This window comes from Microbulbifer sp. ABH2_005 (genome assembly GCF_056160005.1).
Genome location: NZ_JBSWWI010000001.1, coordinates 788035 through 803550, shown reverse-complemented (window position 1 = coordinate 803550; position 15516 = coordinate 788035). Strand labels below are relative to the sequence as shown.

General features: G+C 47.8%; 17 protein-coding genes. 6 read left to right on the top strand and 11 right to left on the bottom strand.

Going from position 1 to position 15516, the window contains the following annotated elements:
- The first annotated feature begins 1 nt into the window (after position 1).
- Complete coding sequence (locus ACXAFI_RS03440) at positions 2–919, top strand: TIGR01777 family oxidoreductase (protein ID WP_152454636.1); 918 nt, start codon at positions 2–4, stop codon at positions 917–919.
- Positions 920–958: 39 nt separating this feature from the next.
- Here the strand turns inward: ACXAFI_RS03440 and ACXAFI_RS03435 are convergent, their stop codons facing one another.
- The 3 genes from ACXAFI_RS03435 to ACXAFI_RS03425 form a co-directional block, all read right to left on the bottom strand.
- Positions 959–1336, bottom strand: a complete 378-nt coding sequence (locus ACXAFI_RS03435) for a hypothetical protein (protein ID WP_444919830.1) — start codon at positions 1334–1336, stop codon at positions 959–961.
- Positions 1337–1533: 197 nt separating this feature from the next.
- Positions 1534–2319, bottom strand: coding sequence for a YdcF family protein (locus tag ACXAFI_RS03430; protein WP_475107690.1), 786 nt, complete (start codon positions 2317–2319; stop codon positions 1534–1536).
- Positions 2316–2765 (bottom strand): zinc ribbon-containing protein, encoded by a 450-nt coding sequence (locus tag ACXAFI_RS03425; RefSeq protein ID WP_152454639.1) that lies wholly within the window; start codon positions 2763–2765, stop codon positions 2316–2318. The genes ACXAFI_RS03430 and ACXAFI_RS03425 overlap by 4 nt, the downstream gene beginning before the upstream one ends.
- A gap of 162 nt (positions 2766–2927) precedes the next feature.
- Here ACXAFI_RS03425 and leuS point away from each other — a divergent pair, with 162 nt between their 5' ends.
- The 3 genes from leuS to holA all read left to right on the top strand — a co-directional run bounded on the left by leuS (position 2928) and on the right by holA (position 7170).
- Positions 2928–5525 carry a leucine--tRNA ligase gene (gene leuS, locus ACXAFI_RS03420; RefSeq protein WP_475107689.1) on the top strand — a complete coding sequence of 866 codons (2598 nt, stop codon included), beginning with the start codon at positions 2928–2930 and terminating at the stop codon, positions 5523–5525.
- A 101-nt stretch (positions 5526–5626) separates the two neighbouring features.
- A complete protein-coding gene (locus ACXAFI_RS03415; protein WP_444919833.1) occupies positions 5627–6151 on the top strand; it encodes an LPS-assembly lipoprotein LptE in 525 nt (174 codons plus the stop codon).
- A gap of 11 nt (positions 6152–6162) precedes the next feature.
- Positions 6163–7170, top strand: a complete 1008-nt coding sequence (gene holA / locus ACXAFI_RS03410) for a DNA polymerase III subunit delta (RefSeq protein ID WP_475107688.1) — start codon at positions 6163–6165, stop codon at positions 7168–7170.
- Positions 7171–7273: 103 nt separating this feature from the next.
- On the opposite strand, the gene ACXAFI_RS03405 is transcribed toward holA, so the two are convergent.
- From ACXAFI_RS03405 to ACXAFI_RS03380, 6 genes are all read right to left on the bottom strand, one after another.
- Positions 7274–8452 (bottom strand): hypothetical protein, encoded by a 1179-nt coding sequence (locus ACXAFI_RS03405; RefSeq protein WP_475107687.1) that lies wholly within the window; start codon positions 8450–8452, stop codon positions 7274–7276.
- Between the two features lie 54 nt (positions 8453–8506).
- A complete protein-coding gene (locus ACXAFI_RS03400; RefSeq protein WP_475107686.1) occupies positions 8507–8986 on the bottom strand; it encodes a hypothetical protein in 480 nt (159 codons plus the stop codon).
- Between the two features lie 325 nt (positions 8987–9311).
- The gene (locus ACXAFI_RS03395) at positions 9312–10160 is read right to left on the bottom strand and encodes a CsgG/HfaB family protein (protein ID WP_475107685.1); all 849 of its coding nucleotides are present in this window, start codon (positions 10158–10160) and stop codon (positions 9312–9314) included.
- Between the two features lie 42 nt (positions 10161–10202).
- Complete coding sequence (locus tag ACXAFI_RS03390; protein ID WP_152454646.1) at positions 10203–10604, bottom strand: curli assembly protein CsgF; 402 nt, start codon at positions 10602–10604, stop codon at positions 10203–10205.
- The gene (locus ACXAFI_RS03385) at positions 10604–11038 is read right to left on the bottom strand and encodes a curli production assembly/transport protein CsgE (protein ID WP_475107684.1); all 435 of its coding nucleotides are present in this window, start codon (positions 11036–11038) and stop codon (positions 10604–10606) included. The genes ACXAFI_RS03390 and ACXAFI_RS03385 overlap by 1 nt, the downstream gene beginning before the upstream one ends.
- Position 11039: 1 nt before the next feature.
- Complete coding sequence (locus tag ACXAFI_RS03380; protein WP_475107683.1) at positions 11040–11723, bottom strand: helix-turn-helix transcriptional regulator; 684 nt, start codon at positions 11721–11723, stop codon at positions 11040–11042.
- Positions 11724–12422: 699 nt separating this feature from the next.
- Here ACXAFI_RS03380 and ACXAFI_RS03375 point away from each other — a divergent pair.
- The gene (locus ACXAFI_RS03375) at positions 12423–14087 is read left to right on the top strand and encodes an acyl-CoA dehydrogenase family protein (RefSeq protein WP_475107682.1); all 1665 of its coding nucleotides are present in this window, start codon (positions 12423–12425) and stop codon (positions 14085–14087) included.
- 43 nt (positions 14088–14130) lie between these two features.
- Here ACXAFI_RS03375 and ACXAFI_RS03370 read toward each other — a convergent pair whose 3' ends face one another.
- The gene (locus ACXAFI_RS03370) at positions 14131–14430 is read right to left on the bottom strand and encodes a hypothetical protein (protein ID WP_475107681.1); all 300 of its coding nucleotides are present in this window, start codon (positions 14428–14430) and stop codon (positions 14131–14133) included.
- Between the two features lie 54 nt (positions 14431–14484).
- The gene (locus ACXAFI_RS03365) at positions 14485–15087 is read right to left on the bottom strand and encodes a TonB-dependent receptor domain-containing protein (RefSeq protein WP_475107680.1); all 603 of its coding nucleotides are present in this window, start codon (positions 15085–15087) and stop codon (positions 14485–14487) included.
- On the opposite strand from ACXAFI_RS03365, the gene ACXAFI_RS03360 reads away from it, so the two are divergent.
- Positions 15088–15501 (top strand): alkaline phosphatase family protein, encoded by a 414-nt coding sequence (locus ACXAFI_RS03360; protein ID WP_475107679.1) that lies wholly within the window; start codon positions 15088–15090, stop codon positions 15499–15501. It abuts the gene before it with no gap.
- Positions 15502–15516 lie beyond the last annotated feature (15 nt).

Here is a 15516-nt window from a genome sequence, read left to right as displayed (position 1 = left end):
TATGCATTGCTTGATCAGTGGTGGCACCGGCCTAATTGGTAGACTCTTTTGCCAGCGCTGGCTAGCCCGTGGCGATACTCTTACAGTACTAAGTCGCAACCCCGATAAAGTGCACCAACTCTGCGGCGAATCCGTCAATGCCTGCAGCTCGCCGGAAGAAGTACAAGAACCGGTAGATGTCGTGGTGAATCTGGCCGGGGAACCCATCTCCACTCGCTGGACCGAGAAACGTCGCGCCGAGATTCGCAATTCCCGTCTAAATATTACCGAACAACTCGTGCGATGGGCCCTCGCCCAGAGAGAGCGCCCCAGTTACTTCCTTTCAGGATCGGCTATCGGTTATTACGGAGATCGCGGCGGCGAACTGCTCAAGGAGGACAGCCCACCGGGAGGAGGGTTTTCCGCACAATTATGCCGTGACTGGGAAGCGGCCACGCTGCCACTACAACGGGCTGGGATGTGTGTTGGAACCATACGCACCGCAATTGTGCTCTCCAGGCGCGGCGGTGCACTACCAAAGATGCTCCCAGCCTTTCGCCTGGGACTCGGTGGGCCAATGGGTTCTGGTGAGCACTGGATGAGCTGGATTCACGAAGAAGATGAAGTGGGTTTATTACTCCACGCTATCGACCAGCGTCTGTGTATACCTTTCAACGCGAGCGCCCCAGAGGCGGTTACCAATAACAGCTTTAGCCGCTTACTAGCAAAACAACTACACCGCCCATGCCTATTCCGTTCACCCGCCTGGTTGCTGAAAACACTATTTGGGGAAATGGCAGAAGAGCTACTCCTCGCCAGCGAAAGGGTGGAGCCTCACGCCGCCCTCAATAGCGGCTACAGCTTCCAGTTTCCCACACTGGAACAAGCATTGGCCGACCTACTGGATAAAGACAATGCCAGTAACAAGGTGCGCGCCTAGAAGCAGACTATTGTTGCCAAAGTGCTCAAGCCTTTTGGTTTAAGCCGCAACTACACCGCTCTCCAGGGCCTGGGTCAGATAGCGCCGGCTAGATTCACTAGTGACTAAATCTCCGTGGCTAGCCATCGGTGCAGAGCCAACCCACTGCGCATGCCAGCGGTACCACTGGGACTCCTCTGCATTGACACGCAGTTCGATAAACTCCACTTCCGCTGGATCGAGACCAAACTCGCGGACAATTTGCCCAGCAAAAGTCTCAAAATTTTTGTTTAACTGAGCCCCACTTTCGGCCCCGCCGCACAGGAAAAAAAGCGTTCTACCATCCTGATCTACACGCTTGAAGCCAATCCATACCGCCCGATTGAGCCTGTTGTGTAACTGGATGGGAGCAAAGGAAACCGGGATGCCCTTCATCATAAGGTTATCTCGTTTATTGTTATGGTTGTTATCCACAGTCGCTACTCCATATTAAGTAGTAATCAGCGGGTGAGATCTGTGGCGCCAGTCGCCTATTTGCCCGATACAACTAGCCAATAAAACAGATGCATTCCCTAGCCGACGCCTACTCCCTCATGCTTAATAAATCTCAGAGACCCCTTCGCCACAAAAGTTCCTCAGCACTTTTTTGCCTGTGGAAGCGGTCGAAATTGATACCATACCTGCGCCATAAGCTCTCTCCAATAGGTCTGAGTTTGTAACAGCGCCTCCGCATTGGGTATCCAGTGTATAACCCTACCCCGTGCCCTCGGTGACATCTCAGAAATACTGCCCACCGGCAGGGGCTGTACCTTTAGACCCGCTCGTTTAAAGACCGCAGCGGCCCTGGGCATGTGCCACCAATGAGTGGCGAGCACAATAGTATCCACACCTGCGCCCTGCAATATCGCTGCGCTGTTTACCGCGTTCTCTGCGGTAGTGTGACTGCAAGCATCGCGCCAACTCACCGGACGGGACAACTCTTCCAGCAAGCCTGCCATCAGTTGTGATTCAGAGGCATGCTCATCCGGTGAGACACGACCGCCAGACACCAGGATTGGCATGTCTTCTGGTCCTTGCTGAGCCGCCCAAAGCACCCGCTCCATACTGGATGTGGACAGAGATTCATAGCCAGATTCACCGTCCCGATAAACCCCTCCACCCAACACCACCAAAGCCTTGGGCGCTGGTGCCGCATCTGGCAAGTCTGCCGTTGAGCCCAAACACTTGCCGAGCCAGCTGGAAAAGGCCGGGGTGGCACTGAGCCAAAGCAGGCAAAATGAAAAAACCGCCAACGGCAGGGACGACTTCTCCAGCAGAGAGCCCTCTGGAAAAAAGCGAATAAAGAATGCCAGAAGCAGCCCCAGCATTGGCGCCAGGGGCGGCATCAGCACATTAATCGCTATTTTATACAGCTCAATCAATACTCAAGGCCGCCTTCTATCTGCCTGAAACAACCATATCCACAGCGGTGACAGGGAGTAATTTGGCTATTCTCCGGCGGCTGGGCGAGATAACCGCAGCCCAGGCACTGCAACTCCTCATCGGCCCCCACTGTCTCACCGGCGAGGGCCCAGGGTTTGCCTTCACGGATACAGCGCATAAGATTGGGCCAGGCCGTTTCTGTGGGGTCCGCGGCATTCAGTAACCAGTCGCCCCCGCGCTCCTCCAGAGTCAGTAGTTCTCCTCCCAAGCCACGCATATAGTCCCCCGCCCGATGTAGATCATCTTTTAACCAGGCGCGAAGAAAAGCGACTTTATTTGCGGTAAGGTTCTCTACCGCCAGTTCACCCTCGACCAAATCCTCCAGGTCTTCACGAAACTCATCGGCCAGATCGTCCTTCGGCGGCAACTTCGGTTCCTTCGTCACGGTATCCCTCCTATAATCTCGCGTTTACGCATCCTAATAGATGCTCAGGGGGAAGTCCTTGATCGCAGTCAATCCTTTTGCTTGCCGATCCAGAACTTCTCCCACTAAAACACTGAATATTTTCCCCGCAAAATTTGATCACAGAGTATAGGTCCCCAATCAATGGAAGAGCAGTACAACCCCTCCGCAGTCGAAGCTTCCGCCCAGGAATTCTGGGAGACAGAGAAAAGCTTTGAGGTTCAGGAAGATACCGGCAGGGAAAAGTTCTACTGCCTATCCATGTTCCCCTACCCCAGCGGCAAGCTGCATATGGGCCATGTGCGTAACTACACCATTACCGATGTTATCTCCCGTTTCCAGCGTATGCAGGGGAAAAATGTCCTGCATCCTATGGGCTGGGATGCCTTCGGCTTACCGGCGGAAAATGCCGCCATCCAGAATAAAACTGCGCCGGCCAAGTGGACTTACACCAATATCGATTATATGAAGGGTCAGTTGAAAGCCCTCGGCTTTGGCTTCGACTGGTCCCGCGAGCTGGCCACCTGCCAGCCGTCCTATTATCGCTGGGAGCAATGGTTCTTCACCCGCCTCTATGAAAAGGGCTTGGTTTACAAGAAAAACTCCGCAGTAAACTGGTGCCCCAATGACCAGACAGTGCTCGCCAATGAACAGGTTGAAGACGGAGCCTGCTGGCGCTGCGGCACCACCGTGGAAAGACGCGAGCTGGCTCAGTGGTTTATCAAGATCACCGACTATGCCGAAGAGCTTCTCGAGGATCTGGATAAGCTGCCGGAGTGGCCAGAACAGGTCCGCACCATGCAGCGCAACTGGATCGGCAAGAGTCGCGGCGTGGAGCTGAGCTTTAGCCTGCCCACCACTGTGGCGGGGATGGACCATTTCGATGTATACACCACCCGCCCAGACACCCTGATGGGCGTCACCTATGTATCCCTCGCCGCCGAACACCCTATTGCACTGGAATTGGCAGAGTCTAACCCGGAGCTGAAAACCTTTATCGCGGAGTGCAAAAAGCAGTCCCTGTCCGAGGCCGACATGGCCACCATGGACAAGAAAGGCATGGATACCGGTCTCAAGGCCATCCACCCCATCAGTGGGGAGGAAGTCTCCGTCTGGGTAGCCAACTATGTTCTGATGGATTACGGCTCTGGTGCAGTTATGGCCGTACCCGCTCACGATCAACGCGACTGGGAGTTTGCACACAAGTACCAGCTGCCAATAACCCAGGTCATCGCTCCCACCAATGGCCAGGAGATTGATCTGGACAAGGAAGCCTTCACTGAAAAAGGCAAGCTGGTGAACTCCGGCAATTTCGATGGCCTGGATTTTGATGGCGCCTTTACCGCAATATCCGAAGTGCTGATCGCCGCCGGTAAGGGACGGGTAACCACTAATTACCGTCTGCGCGACTGGGGCGTGTCCCGCCAACGCTACTGGGGCGCACCTATTCCCATGTTCAACCTGGCGGACGGTGGCGAAATCCCAGTGCCAGCCGATAAGCTGCCCATTTTGCTGCCGGAAGATGTGGAGCTGGACGGAGTTCAATCCCCCATTAAAGCCGACCCTGAGTGGCGTAAGGATGAACTCAACGGCACGCCGGTCGAGCGCGAGACAGATACCTTCGATACCTTCATGGAATCCAGCTGGTACTACGCACGCTACACCTGCCCGGATTTTGATGAGGGTATGCTGGACCCTGATCGCGCCAACTATTGGTTGCCTGTCGACCAGTATGTAGGTGGTATCGAACACGCCATCCTGCACCTCCTCTATGCACGCTTCTTCCATAAGCTGATGCGGGATGAGGGGCTGGTCAACAGCGATGAACCCTTCAAGCAGCTGCTGTGCCAGGGCATGGTTTTAGCCGAGTCTTTCTATAAAGAAGAAAATGGCCATAAAACCTGGATCAACCCCGCCGATGTAGACGTGGAGCGCGATGACAAGGGCAAACCCATTAAAGCGGTCGAGCGCGCGACCGGTGAGGAAGTGGTCGCCGGCGGTGTTGTTAAGATGTCCAAGTCAAAAAACAACGGCATCGATCCCCATGCCGCTGTTAAAGAATACGGTGCCGATACGGTTCGCCTATTCACCATGTTTGCCGCTCCTCCCGAGCAGACCCTCGAGTGGCACGATGCCGGCGTTGAGGGCGCCAGCCGTTTCCTGCGCAAACTGTGGAAGACCGTACATTCGCATGTTGCCACAGGCACCTGCAGCACTCAGATTGACCAGCAATCCTTAAACGACCAACAGCAACAACTGCGTCGTAAAACCCACGAGACGATTCAGAAAGTGGGCGACGACTATGGCCGCCGCCAAACCTTTAACACTGCTGTCGCCGCAGTGATGGAGCTTCTCAATGAGGTGGGCAAGCTAGCGGATCGCAGTAGTGAGCAAGGGCTTGCAGTAGAGAGAGAGGCCCTGCAGGCAGCAGTCTTGCTACTGGCTCCGGTCACTCCACATATTTGCCACCAACTGTGGCAAATCCTTGGTAATACCAGCGCCTTGATCGACGCTCCCTGGCCAGTAGTAGATGAAAAAGCACTTGTGCGTACGTCCATTACCTTGGTTGTTCAAGTCAATGGTAAAGTGCGTGCAAAGCTGGATGCGCCTGCTGATGCGGACAAAGAGGGTTTGGAAAAGCTCGCCCTTGCCGATGAGAACGTCCAGAAATTTATTGGCGATGCTACTGTGCGCAAAGTTATTGTCGTACCGGGCAAACTGGTTAACATTGTCGCGAAGTAAAAAATCTGCGCAGTAAAAACCAACCGACAGCCGGGAGCACCATGCTCCCGGCTCGTATCTGCAAAATCCCTGTTTACTGGTACAAAAAAGCCAGGTAGTTTATGAAAATAATCGCACGTCGTATCGTCCTTCTATTTGCCATTGTGACCACCGCCAGTTGCGGTTGGCACCTACGCGGAGCTCCAAAGAACTTTCCTCCTGGCAGCACCATTTATATTTCCAGTGAAAATCCACGCAGTGATATTGCGGATGAAATCAGCCGCCTTCTGGAAAATGGTGGGGTCCCTGTTGCCGCATCTCCTATTGAGGCAGATTACCTACTCACTATTCACAAGGAAATGGAACGTAAGCTTACTGTTGCGGTGGATTCTGAAGGTCGGGCTTCTGAGTACGAATTGATTACTAGCGCTATTTATAGTGTACGAACACATAGTGGCGAAGTGCTTTTAAATAAAGCGCAGGCCGATGTCTACAGATCACTGGAGTGGGACGTTTCAGAAATTGTCAGTAAAGGGGAAGAGGAGCGTCTCTTACGTGCAGAGATGCGCCGGGAACTTATTAGCCGGATGATCAACCGTCTGCGCCGTATTGATGTCAATGCACCACTGCAAGACAAGAGCTACTAGGTAGCTCCGCCATGCGTATCAACCCCCAACAACTTTCCCAGCAGCTTAGAAAAGGGCTGGCGCCGGTTTATATCATCTCAGGCGATGAACCACTCCTTGTACAGGAGTGTTGCGACCAAATACGTGCGGCAGCAAAAAAAAACGGTTTTGGCGAGCGCGAACTTCTTCATGCTGAACACAATTTCGATTGGGGATTATTACTTGCCTCAGCCGGAAATATGTCCCTGTTTGCGGAAAAAAAACTTATTGAGCTGCGCGCACCCGGTGGCAAGCCAGGGGATAAGGGTAGCAAAGCCTTGCAGGAATTTTCCTCGCTTGCCAGCCAGGATTTAATATTACTGCTGATTCTGCCCAAACTTGATAAGTCTCAGCTCAATAGTAAATGGATTAAAGTCCTTGAGCAGGAAGGTGTGCTGGTACAAATTTGGCCGGTCAGCGCCCAGGAGATGCCACACTGGATTAGCCAAAGAATGAATGCCACGGGGTTAACCGCCGAGAAGGAAGCTATAAAAATTCTAGCTGAACGGGTAGAGGGCAATCTACTTGCTGCCAGCCAGGAGATCGAAAAGCTTAAGCTTTTAAATAATGACGGCGCAACAATAACTGTTGAGCAACTGGAACAGAGTGTTACCAGCTCTGCTCGCTATAGTGTTTTTGACCTAATTGACCGGGCACTGGCGGGAGAGCCTGAAAAAGCGATTAAGACTTTGCAGGGTTTACGCGCAGAAGGTATTGAGCCACCGGTGGTACTCTGGGCCCTGACAAGAGAGATACGCTCACTGTTAGAGCTAGGTGAAAAACTCAACCAAGGGCAGCCCATAGCAAGACTGGTTCGTATAAAAAAGCGCCAACCACTCATACAAGCTGCGTTATCCCGCTTAACGCCCCACAAACTGGAGGCTCTTCTGCTAAAAGCCAGAGCTGTGGATTCCTCAATTAAGGGTGGCAGTAAATACCAGTCCCCATGGAATGGTCTCCTGGAACTCACTCTTAATCTGAGCGGGCAAAGAAGCATCTAGGCAAAGAGCTGTTCAAACAAGCGAAAGTTGGATTTTATATTCGACCAATAAAAAACCCCTCCCCTAAACGGGGAGAGGTACTGACAACAGTCGCTATAGCGTATTAGTTTTGGGAAACTGCAGCCATATTGCCGTTACCCATCTGGTGGACACTCGCCATGTTGAAGTTGCCTGTCTGGGTAACAAAGGTAGCGTTTTCGCTACCAGATTGTCCCAGGTGAGCACCATGCTCAAAGCCAGTTTGAGATACAACCATTAAGTTGAATTCCCCCATGTCTTGGTGGATTTCAGCCAGGTTCAGCTCACCGGCCTGATCAATATCTAGCGTATTGGCCATGCCATCGGTATAGCCGAAGGCTGAGTTAGCGCTACCAGACTGGTCAATGGTTGCTACGTTTAGGTCCCCTGACTGGGAGAACTCAGTCCAGTTTAGGTCACCATTTTGTACCAAAGTAGCAGCATTGTTGTTGCCATACTGATACATATCACCGATGTTATTAGTGTCATTCTGAGTAACAGTCATCACGTTGGCATCGCCGTATTGACCGGCTGCGCTGGAGTTACCGGTACCAGTCTGGGCAATAGTGGTAACGTTATTGGCACCATCCTGGGATAAATCCAAGTAATTGTAATCGCCAGTCTGTACCAGGTTAGCCGTGTTTTCCACGCCGCCCTGATAGACGAAGCCAACGTTACCTTCACCTACCTGACCACCTAAGAAGCCATCTGCCGAGCTGTACCAAGTGCTGCTCCAAACACTGTTGCCTTCACCTGCTTGGGTGCTGACAAACAAGTTGCCGTTGCCATCTTGTTGCAGGGCGGCCATATTGTCATTACCGTCTTGAACTGCATCAAGGGTATTGTCATTAGCCTCGGTGTACTGATCCAGGTGCATGGTGTTTTCACTACCAATTTGAGTAGCGTAAGCTGTGTTTCTCGCACCATCCCACTGGTGAATAACACCTTGGTTACCCTCACCTTGCTGGTAAGTATAGGCCTGTGAGCCATTTTGATTATATTGATCAGTTTCAGAATAGTTGCGGTTACCTACCTGGGTCTGGTCAATATAGTTAGCATCGGCTGAAGACTGGCTTGCATTAGCGCGGTTATCGTCACCTTCTTGCCATTGGTAAGCAGCGTTATTGGTGGACTCAAACATTTGGTAAATGTCTGCAGCATTATTATTGCCAGTCTGTAACTGATCACCATAATTACTATCGGCCATGGCCTGCCCAGCACCAACAAGCATTGCAATCGCAGCAGCAAGTGAAAGCTTTTTCATTTATGCATCTCCATCAGACTAAATAAACAAATACGAACAAAAAGAAACAGTGCTTTAGTCATATTGAACTACTTGCACTGCATGGTTGTCACCGAACTGCGCGACAAATCCAAATAGCCCATCTCCGTTTTGGATGATATTGGCTGAATTGGCATTACCCACCTGATTGATGAGGGCAATATTATCTATTCCATTTTGAATAGCTGTTGCCTGGTTATAAGCACCAGACTGGGAAATGGCAGCGTAGTTATATTCACCAGCCTGCTGAATTACAGCTTCATTCGAATAGCCTTCTTGAACCAGAAAAACTTGATTGTACTGTCCAAACTGGGATGCTTCGGCAACGTTATAGTCCCCACTCTGAACAACTTCAGTCAGTTGGCCCGTAATAGATTCATCACGCTGTAACATAAGATCCAGCGTCCCCTGACCAGAGGACAGCTCATCGTAGCCATCCAAATCGCCTGCCCAAACAGCGGGAATACAGGTAACCAGCAGGAGTAAAAAATAAAAACTCGCCTTGATAGCGCCCACCCAAATCTCCCTTAGTGAAATTGAAGCAAGAGCGACTTCGCCCACCGGAGACAACTATAGAAATATAAGAAGGGACAATAAATCAGAAGAAAGAATATTTTTCTTAAAAATAATGCGAAAATCTTAAGACTTTTGTATGAGACTCTTGATGATTAAGAGGATTTTCTAAGAGACCAACAAGAGGCCAACAAGAGGCCAGATGGGAAGCCGCACAAATTACACAAACTTACGCTCAAACACAAGGAAATATTTCCTAAAAGTAAAAGAGCGTAAGCTTTCTTAAAATATAGCCGACAGATATAAAAGAAAAATAATCGAAAATTATTTAAAGTATTTTCACAGTAGCATCTGCATATTCACTCAGCACAGAGCTAGGGAATTCATTAACATCTTGCATTGCCCATAAATTGTTGGTTACACCGTTGGCGATTAAATGTATGACTGCTGACTCAATCGCAGAAAGAACACAAAGCTGAGCGGGGTCATTGGTCGTCATCCCTGCTTCAATTTCTAGCAATCGCTTATACTCCACGAATGTATAAACATCACCCTGTATTTGCCTTGATAGAATTTTTTTACTTGTCAGGATACTATTTAAAACTCTACCAGTTCTAACATCAACTGCGCGTAAGTTAACAGTAACTTCATCTACTCGATATTGTTCATTGAGTCCAATCCCGAAATAACGGGCACCAGCACCACCAGTTTTAATATTGGTATCATAGGCGACTATCCCGCCCTCCAACATTATATTGGCGGACATTAAGGATGGCAGTTCGAATGGTGCTGAAGATTCTTGCTCTTTGATAGCTGCTCGAATTATTTTCCGTTCAGTAAGCAAGTTTTGTAAACCTTCCCGCTCTAGAGTGACAAACCAACCTGACTCATTGAGCACTTGAACAAGCATTGAGGCAGCGCCTTGTGTTACGGCAGTAGAGAAAGAGCTGGATGGAGCTGGCCTATATTGACCAGTTTGATCGCTAAAGCCATAAACAGCTACCACAATCTTTCCCCTAGGGGGTGGCAGACTCAATAGATCCGCATAAGTACTCATTCTATCCGTTAGAGTGGCTTTCTGTTCACCAGGACCAAATAAGGCCTCACCAGCACCTTGAAAAAAAGTACAACCACTCAAAAGTAGAACAGAAACTATAAATATTATTCTCACCGCCATCACCACCACCCCTAAAAACAAACCATCCGCTGGCCAATTAAATCAGTTACCGGGATTTAGGCCAACGACTACAATCTCAGAAAGCTCTCCTGTGACAGCATCTGTAATAGTTATAGTCAAAGTACCATCTACATCGAGTATATTTACAATGAAATCATCAGTTACCAAAGTACCGTCATTCCCATTGCCGACATCAGTAAGCAGCTGAGATAACAGTCTTGACTCAAGGGTATCTGTAAATCTATCGAGTGATGATGAATCAGAGTAAGGCGACTTCCCTGCTTTAGGATCCTTCTTACTATTCTGTGCACTGGCGTTGTTTAATAAGTAATTACCATTGAGAGGGTTACCTCCAAAAGATGGGTTTACTGGGGTATATATAAGCTCTGTCGCAGAAACAGAAGTAGACAACAGAATAGCAACCAAAAGTAATGAGAACCTCACTACAGCTCCTCCCCGGCCAAATCTAAATTTTGTGAAAATAATGCCTGCAGTCTCTGCTGCCTAACATTGTTGTTTATTTGAGCAACAGCTTGCTCAACCACCTGACCAAAACGCCTTCGACCTGGATAGATAACAGTCCTAAATACTTCTTTATTTTCATAATCTACCCATACAACACTACCCCATCTCGCAGAGGGCCTCTCATGAACAGTAAGGTTATAATCAAAGTCTGATAGATTGGACGAAATATAAAGAGAAAGGGAGCGTGCAAACTCATGCCCAATACCGCTCACTGTATTATCTATAACTAGTCCAGTAAGAATGGACTCTTCGCTCTCAGAAAGTACTGACTCCTGAGAAATTGATGAGACTGGCAAGCCCCCTAAAGAAAAAACCAATAGAAGCTTAAAGCAAAATAAATAAATTTTTTCCATATCACAAATTCTGACTTGCCCAACTACTTGCTTCCAGCCTGTTCTTACAACCAATCTTCTTATAAACTTTATACAAATGGCTTTTTACAGTGTGTTCACTGACACATAAGACTTCAGCAATATCAGCATTCGTTCGACACTCGCAGATCAGCTCCAATATCTGCCTCTCCCTTTGAGTGAGATTTGAGGAGGAACTCATCCACCTTTTGGGACGCCTGTGCTGCCGAAGGAAATTATGTAATACCTCTCTAGGAAACCAATACTCTCCAGAGAATATCCTCCCTAACCGTTCCATTATGACACCAGGTTCAGACCTAGCTGGCATGAGCCCGAGCACTCTCTCCCAATGTAGGACAAAGTCAACTTCATTAGGGTCATCAACATTTAAAAGAATAATGCTGGGCGGATTAATAGAGGCGTGAATGTCTCGCAATAAATGATCAAGATCTGACTTCAAAAGTCCCACGCAGTCTAGCAATAAATAATCAACTTTTAGCCCATCAATGGAAAAAGATGGGGTACGCTGTACGATAGAACATCTCGTATTAAACTCTTCCTCAATATGTCCCGCAAAAATTGAACTCTGTAAGTTGACCGAAGAAGTTAAGAAAGCAACGGCCGGCCCCTTACAAACTTTTTCCGGTGAAACAACTTTGAGACGTGCATAATCCTTATGCAAATTCATCTGGGTTCCCCCAACACACATACCTTTAAGATTTAATCTGACGTTCTCTTACTTTTTTATTATTTTCTGTCCGTAGCATATTTGGTATGAGCTAAATCTATTCGATCAACCCTAACACTGCAACAGGTAGTGAAGCAGATAACAAAAATTCAATCTTAAGTGTGCCAACAAATAAGACAAAAGTCATTTTTTAATACAAAGGTACTACAATTTCACAGGATTACATCTCCGGAGGGCATGCTTTTGTATAAAGCTAAAAGTATTTTTAGAGCATAGAAATAGCAAAAAAATTGTACTAATCCGCATATTTAATGGATTTATTTTAACTAAAAGGTAGCCGAAAATTTCCACCTGGAGCATCAGAATGCCCCCGCTTACCGACACAAGCCAAACCATAAAAAAATTGAAAAGACATCTATCCAACTACTTTCAAATAAAGAATATGTTTCTCATAAAGAAAACGATATTGTTTTGAATAAACCACATACGAGTTTAATTGAATCAAAAATTATTCATGCTCATTGTATATCTCATCGAAATCGATCAGTGTTTAAATAACGTACAAAGGTAGACTGTTTTATAGTTTTACATTGGTAGTATCTGATCATTAATTTCATCGGGAAACTGGCAAATTTGTACCAAATAGACCGAGCCTAGAGACCTTACCCCTCATATTTGTAAACCCTAGAGGCCCTGATCATGAGCGATCAACTTCACCCCTCAGCCCATGCAACTACTCATCGCGTAAACAATCAAACCCCACCCCTATGTGGACACAACTTGTATGCTGGCGATCAAGCTCTAATTGATTCAGTGCACCTCAATGGTGGTCATTGGGCTGAGGATGATTTGCAGCGTTATGGTGAGGTTTGCGGAAGACCTGAAATGATAGAGCGGGGCTATGCTGCCAATGAGTTCAAGCCAATATTTGAAAGCCATGATCGAACCGGTAACCGCATAGATCTGGTTCGCTACCACCCGTCCTACCACCAACTTATGCAACTTGCTTTATCAGAGGGCCTACACTGCTCTCCATGGAGCGCCCCCCGTAATGGGGCCAATGTAGCTCGAGCAGCAAAGAATTATTTACATTGCCAACTTGAAGCGGGTCACGGCTGCCCTATAACAATGACTTTTGCCTCTATCCCCTCGATAAAATTAAATCCAGAGATAGCGGAGGAGTGGATTCCCAAGATTCTCAGTCGCGGCTACGATGGCAGTAACCGCCCATACTTTGAAAAACACTCCCTCACTATTGGCATGGGTATGACTGAGAAGCAGGGAGGCTCGGATGTACGGGCAAACACATCCACTGCCGTCCCTACGGGGGATGGTACCTACGAGCTTCTCGGCCATAAATGGTTTATGTCTGCGCCTATGTGTGATGGTTTTCTGATTTTGGCTCAAGCGCCTGGAGGCCTTTCCTGTTTTCTGGTTCCCAGATGGCGTCCGGATGGAAGCAAAAACCCACTGGAAATCCAAAGGCTCAAAGTAAAGTCAGGTAATGTATCCAATGCTTCATCAGAGGTTGAGATGCGAGGTGCTTTGGGGTGGCTACTGGGTGAGGAGGGCCGTGGGGTCAACGCAATCATCAAGATGGTAGCAATCACACGTTTTGATTGTATGGTCGGATCCTCTGGGGGCCAGCGACAGGCCGTAGTGCAAGCAATTTATCACGCAGCACAAAGAGAAGCCTTTGGGAAAAAGCTAATAGACCACCCCCTAATGCAAAATGTCCTTGCGGACCTTCAATTAGAGCTTGAGGGATCTGTTGCCCTAACAATGCGTATGGCTAGGGCGATGGACCATGAGGATCAAGAACATGAACAAATGCTACTCCGACTGGGAGCGGCAGTCGGCAAATATTGGATCTGCAAGCGCAGCCCCCATCACGCCTATGAGGCTATGGAGTGTTTGGGCGGGAATGGAGTTATTGAGAACTTTATCACCGCCCGTCTCTACCGAGATGCGCCAATTAATGCTATCTGGGAGGGGTCCGGTAATATCCAGGCCCTTGATGTACTGCGGGCTATCATGAAAACACCCAGTGTGGTTAACCACTGGTTGGATGAAATGGCAATAAGCATTGGTATTGATGTCCGGTTCGACAAAGCAGTAGATTCTCTAAAAAAAGAGCTTTCCGACTTGGATCAATTTGAATACAGAGCACGCGGTATTGTAGATAAAATGGCAATCACAATGCAGACACACCTACTACTGCAAGCTGGTAATCAGTCTGTCAGTGATGCTTTTATTCGTTCAAGGCTGGAAACAAGAGGAGCCCATAGTAGTGGAAGCCTACCAATAGGTATAGATATCGAAACACTACTCAGACGAGGTGATCCACTTACAATAAATAATTAAGCAAGCTCAAAAAAAACAACTCGCCAACAGACGAGTTGTTTTTTTAAAAAGTAAAACGTTCGGCTATAAAACTGTAGCGAAAAACCAATTGTCCACAAACTCCGCAATACTCTACCTGCTTGGATCTATCTTTATCACCTATATAGTAAGTTAATGGTTCATTAGTAAGATTTAAGGCTTCAGCAAAGACAACCAGCTTGTCACTCAACGTGTAATTTGCTCTCATATTCAGGCTAGTATAAGGCCCATAGTATTGATCTTCATTTTTATTGGCATCATGCTCCTCAATATACTCGCCCTTACGATTTTGAGTCAGGCGAATGGAAAAAAGCACCGTCGTCATAATAGGTATGAGAGATTATGCAATAAACCGGCTTAACGAGAAATTGGTACAGATTCATCTCGACCCGGAATATGCATTTTTGAATCCATTAAGGTAACATTTGCTGAGCCCCCCAATATTGGACAGGAATCCTGGCAAGAAATCTAACTTGTGAACCAGGTTAAACTCCAAGCCTCTCAGCGAGGTATTATCACCATTATCCGGGCTATAAACCTCAACTCCAGAAACCCCATTATACGCTCCCTCTTTCACATCTGTAAAAATTGGATCAGTAATATCTTTATAGAAAAGACCCGCAGATAATACCCCCGAATTGTTGAAATAATATTCGTACAACACATCAAAGTTCCAGGAGTAAGTGGGTTCAAGATCTGGATTACCACCTATAAACTCATTATCTTGCCCGGCATAGTAACCACCTGGATTGAGATCACCAAAATCTGGTCTTGCAAAGGTTCTAGTTAGTGCAAACCTGAGATAACTCTCTTCTGAGAGTGCATACTTTAGATGCGCCGAAGGCAAAATGGATAAATAATCTTTATCCACATTAATAGCAACTTCTTCTCCGCAGATCAGGAGCAGGCAGGCTTGGTTTTTAGTGGCCTTTCCGGTGCGGATTTTACCGTACACGCTATAGAGGAAATTTCTTCTGGGCATGTGGATTTTCTATTCCTACATCTGGATGATCCCGATGGTGCCGGTCACAGTTCCTGTTTTGGCGATCGCTATAACGAAAGTATTCAGACGAGTGATACAAAACTTTGTGAGCTGTTAGATGCCGTAGATTCGCGCATTGCTAGCAGAGAAGAATGGCTGGTGCTGGTAACCACAGACCATGGTCGCGATACCCTGGGCTGTGATCATGGATTACAGACGGTCAATGAGAAAACTATATTTATTGGTAGTAACCAACCATTAAATTCTGAGCACAGCGATTACGTTGAGGATATCCATAATAAAAACTTCGATGGTATTTATGGCTATTCGGCACAAACGTCGATAGCCCTACAATACTGCGTTTTATGGGTATCGATCTGCAGACAACCTGGAAACTGGATGGAAATCCATTGATTGGCACAGCCCTGG

Coding starts and splice junctions, on each gene's coding strand:
- ACXAFI_RS03440 (WP_152454636.1), top strand. CDS start 2: ATGCATTGCTTGATCAGTGGTGGCACCGGCCTAATTGGTAGACTCTTT.
- ACXAFI_RS03435 (WP_444919830.1), bottom strand. CDS start 1,336: ATGATGAAGGGCATCCCGGTTTCCTTTGCTCCCATCCAGTTACACAAC.
- leuS (WP_475107689.1), top strand. CDS start 2,928: ATGGAAGAGCAGTACAACCCCTCCGCAGTCGAAGCTTCCGCCCAGGAA.
- ACXAFI_RS03415 (WP_444919833.1), top strand. CDS start 5,627: ATGAAAATAATCGCACGTCGTATCGTCCTTCTATTTGCCATTGTGACC.
- holA (WP_475107688.1), top strand. CDS start 6,163: ATGCGTATCAACCCCCAACAACTTTCCCAGCAGCTTAGAAAAGGGCTG.
- ACXAFI_RS03405 (WP_475107687.1), bottom strand. CDS start 8,452: ATGAAAAAGCTTTCACTTGCTGCTGCGATTGCAATGCTTGTTGGTGCT.
- ACXAFI_RS03395 (WP_475107685.1), bottom strand. CDS start 10,160: ATGGCGGTGAGAATAATATTTATAGTTTCTGTTCTACTTTTGAGTGGT.
- ACXAFI_RS03385 (WP_475107684.1), bottom strand. CDS start 11,038: ATGGAAAAAATTTATTTATTTTGCTTTAAGCTTCTATTGGTTTTTTCT.
- ACXAFI_RS03380 (WP_475107683.1), bottom strand. CDS start 11,723: ATGAATTTGCATAAGGATTATGCACGTCTCAAAGTTGTTTCACCGGAA.
- ACXAFI_RS03375 (WP_475107682.1), top strand. CDS start 12,423: ATGAGCGATCAACTTCACCCCTCAGCCCATGCAACTACTCATCGCGTA.
- ACXAFI_RS03370 (WP_475107681.1), bottom strand. CDS start 14,430: ATGACGACGGTGCTTTTTTCCATTCGCCTGACTCAAAATCGTAAGGGC.
- ACXAFI_RS03365 (WP_475107680.1), bottom strand. CDS start 15,087: ATGCCCAGAAGAAATTTCCTCTATAGCGTGTACGGTAAAATCCGCACC.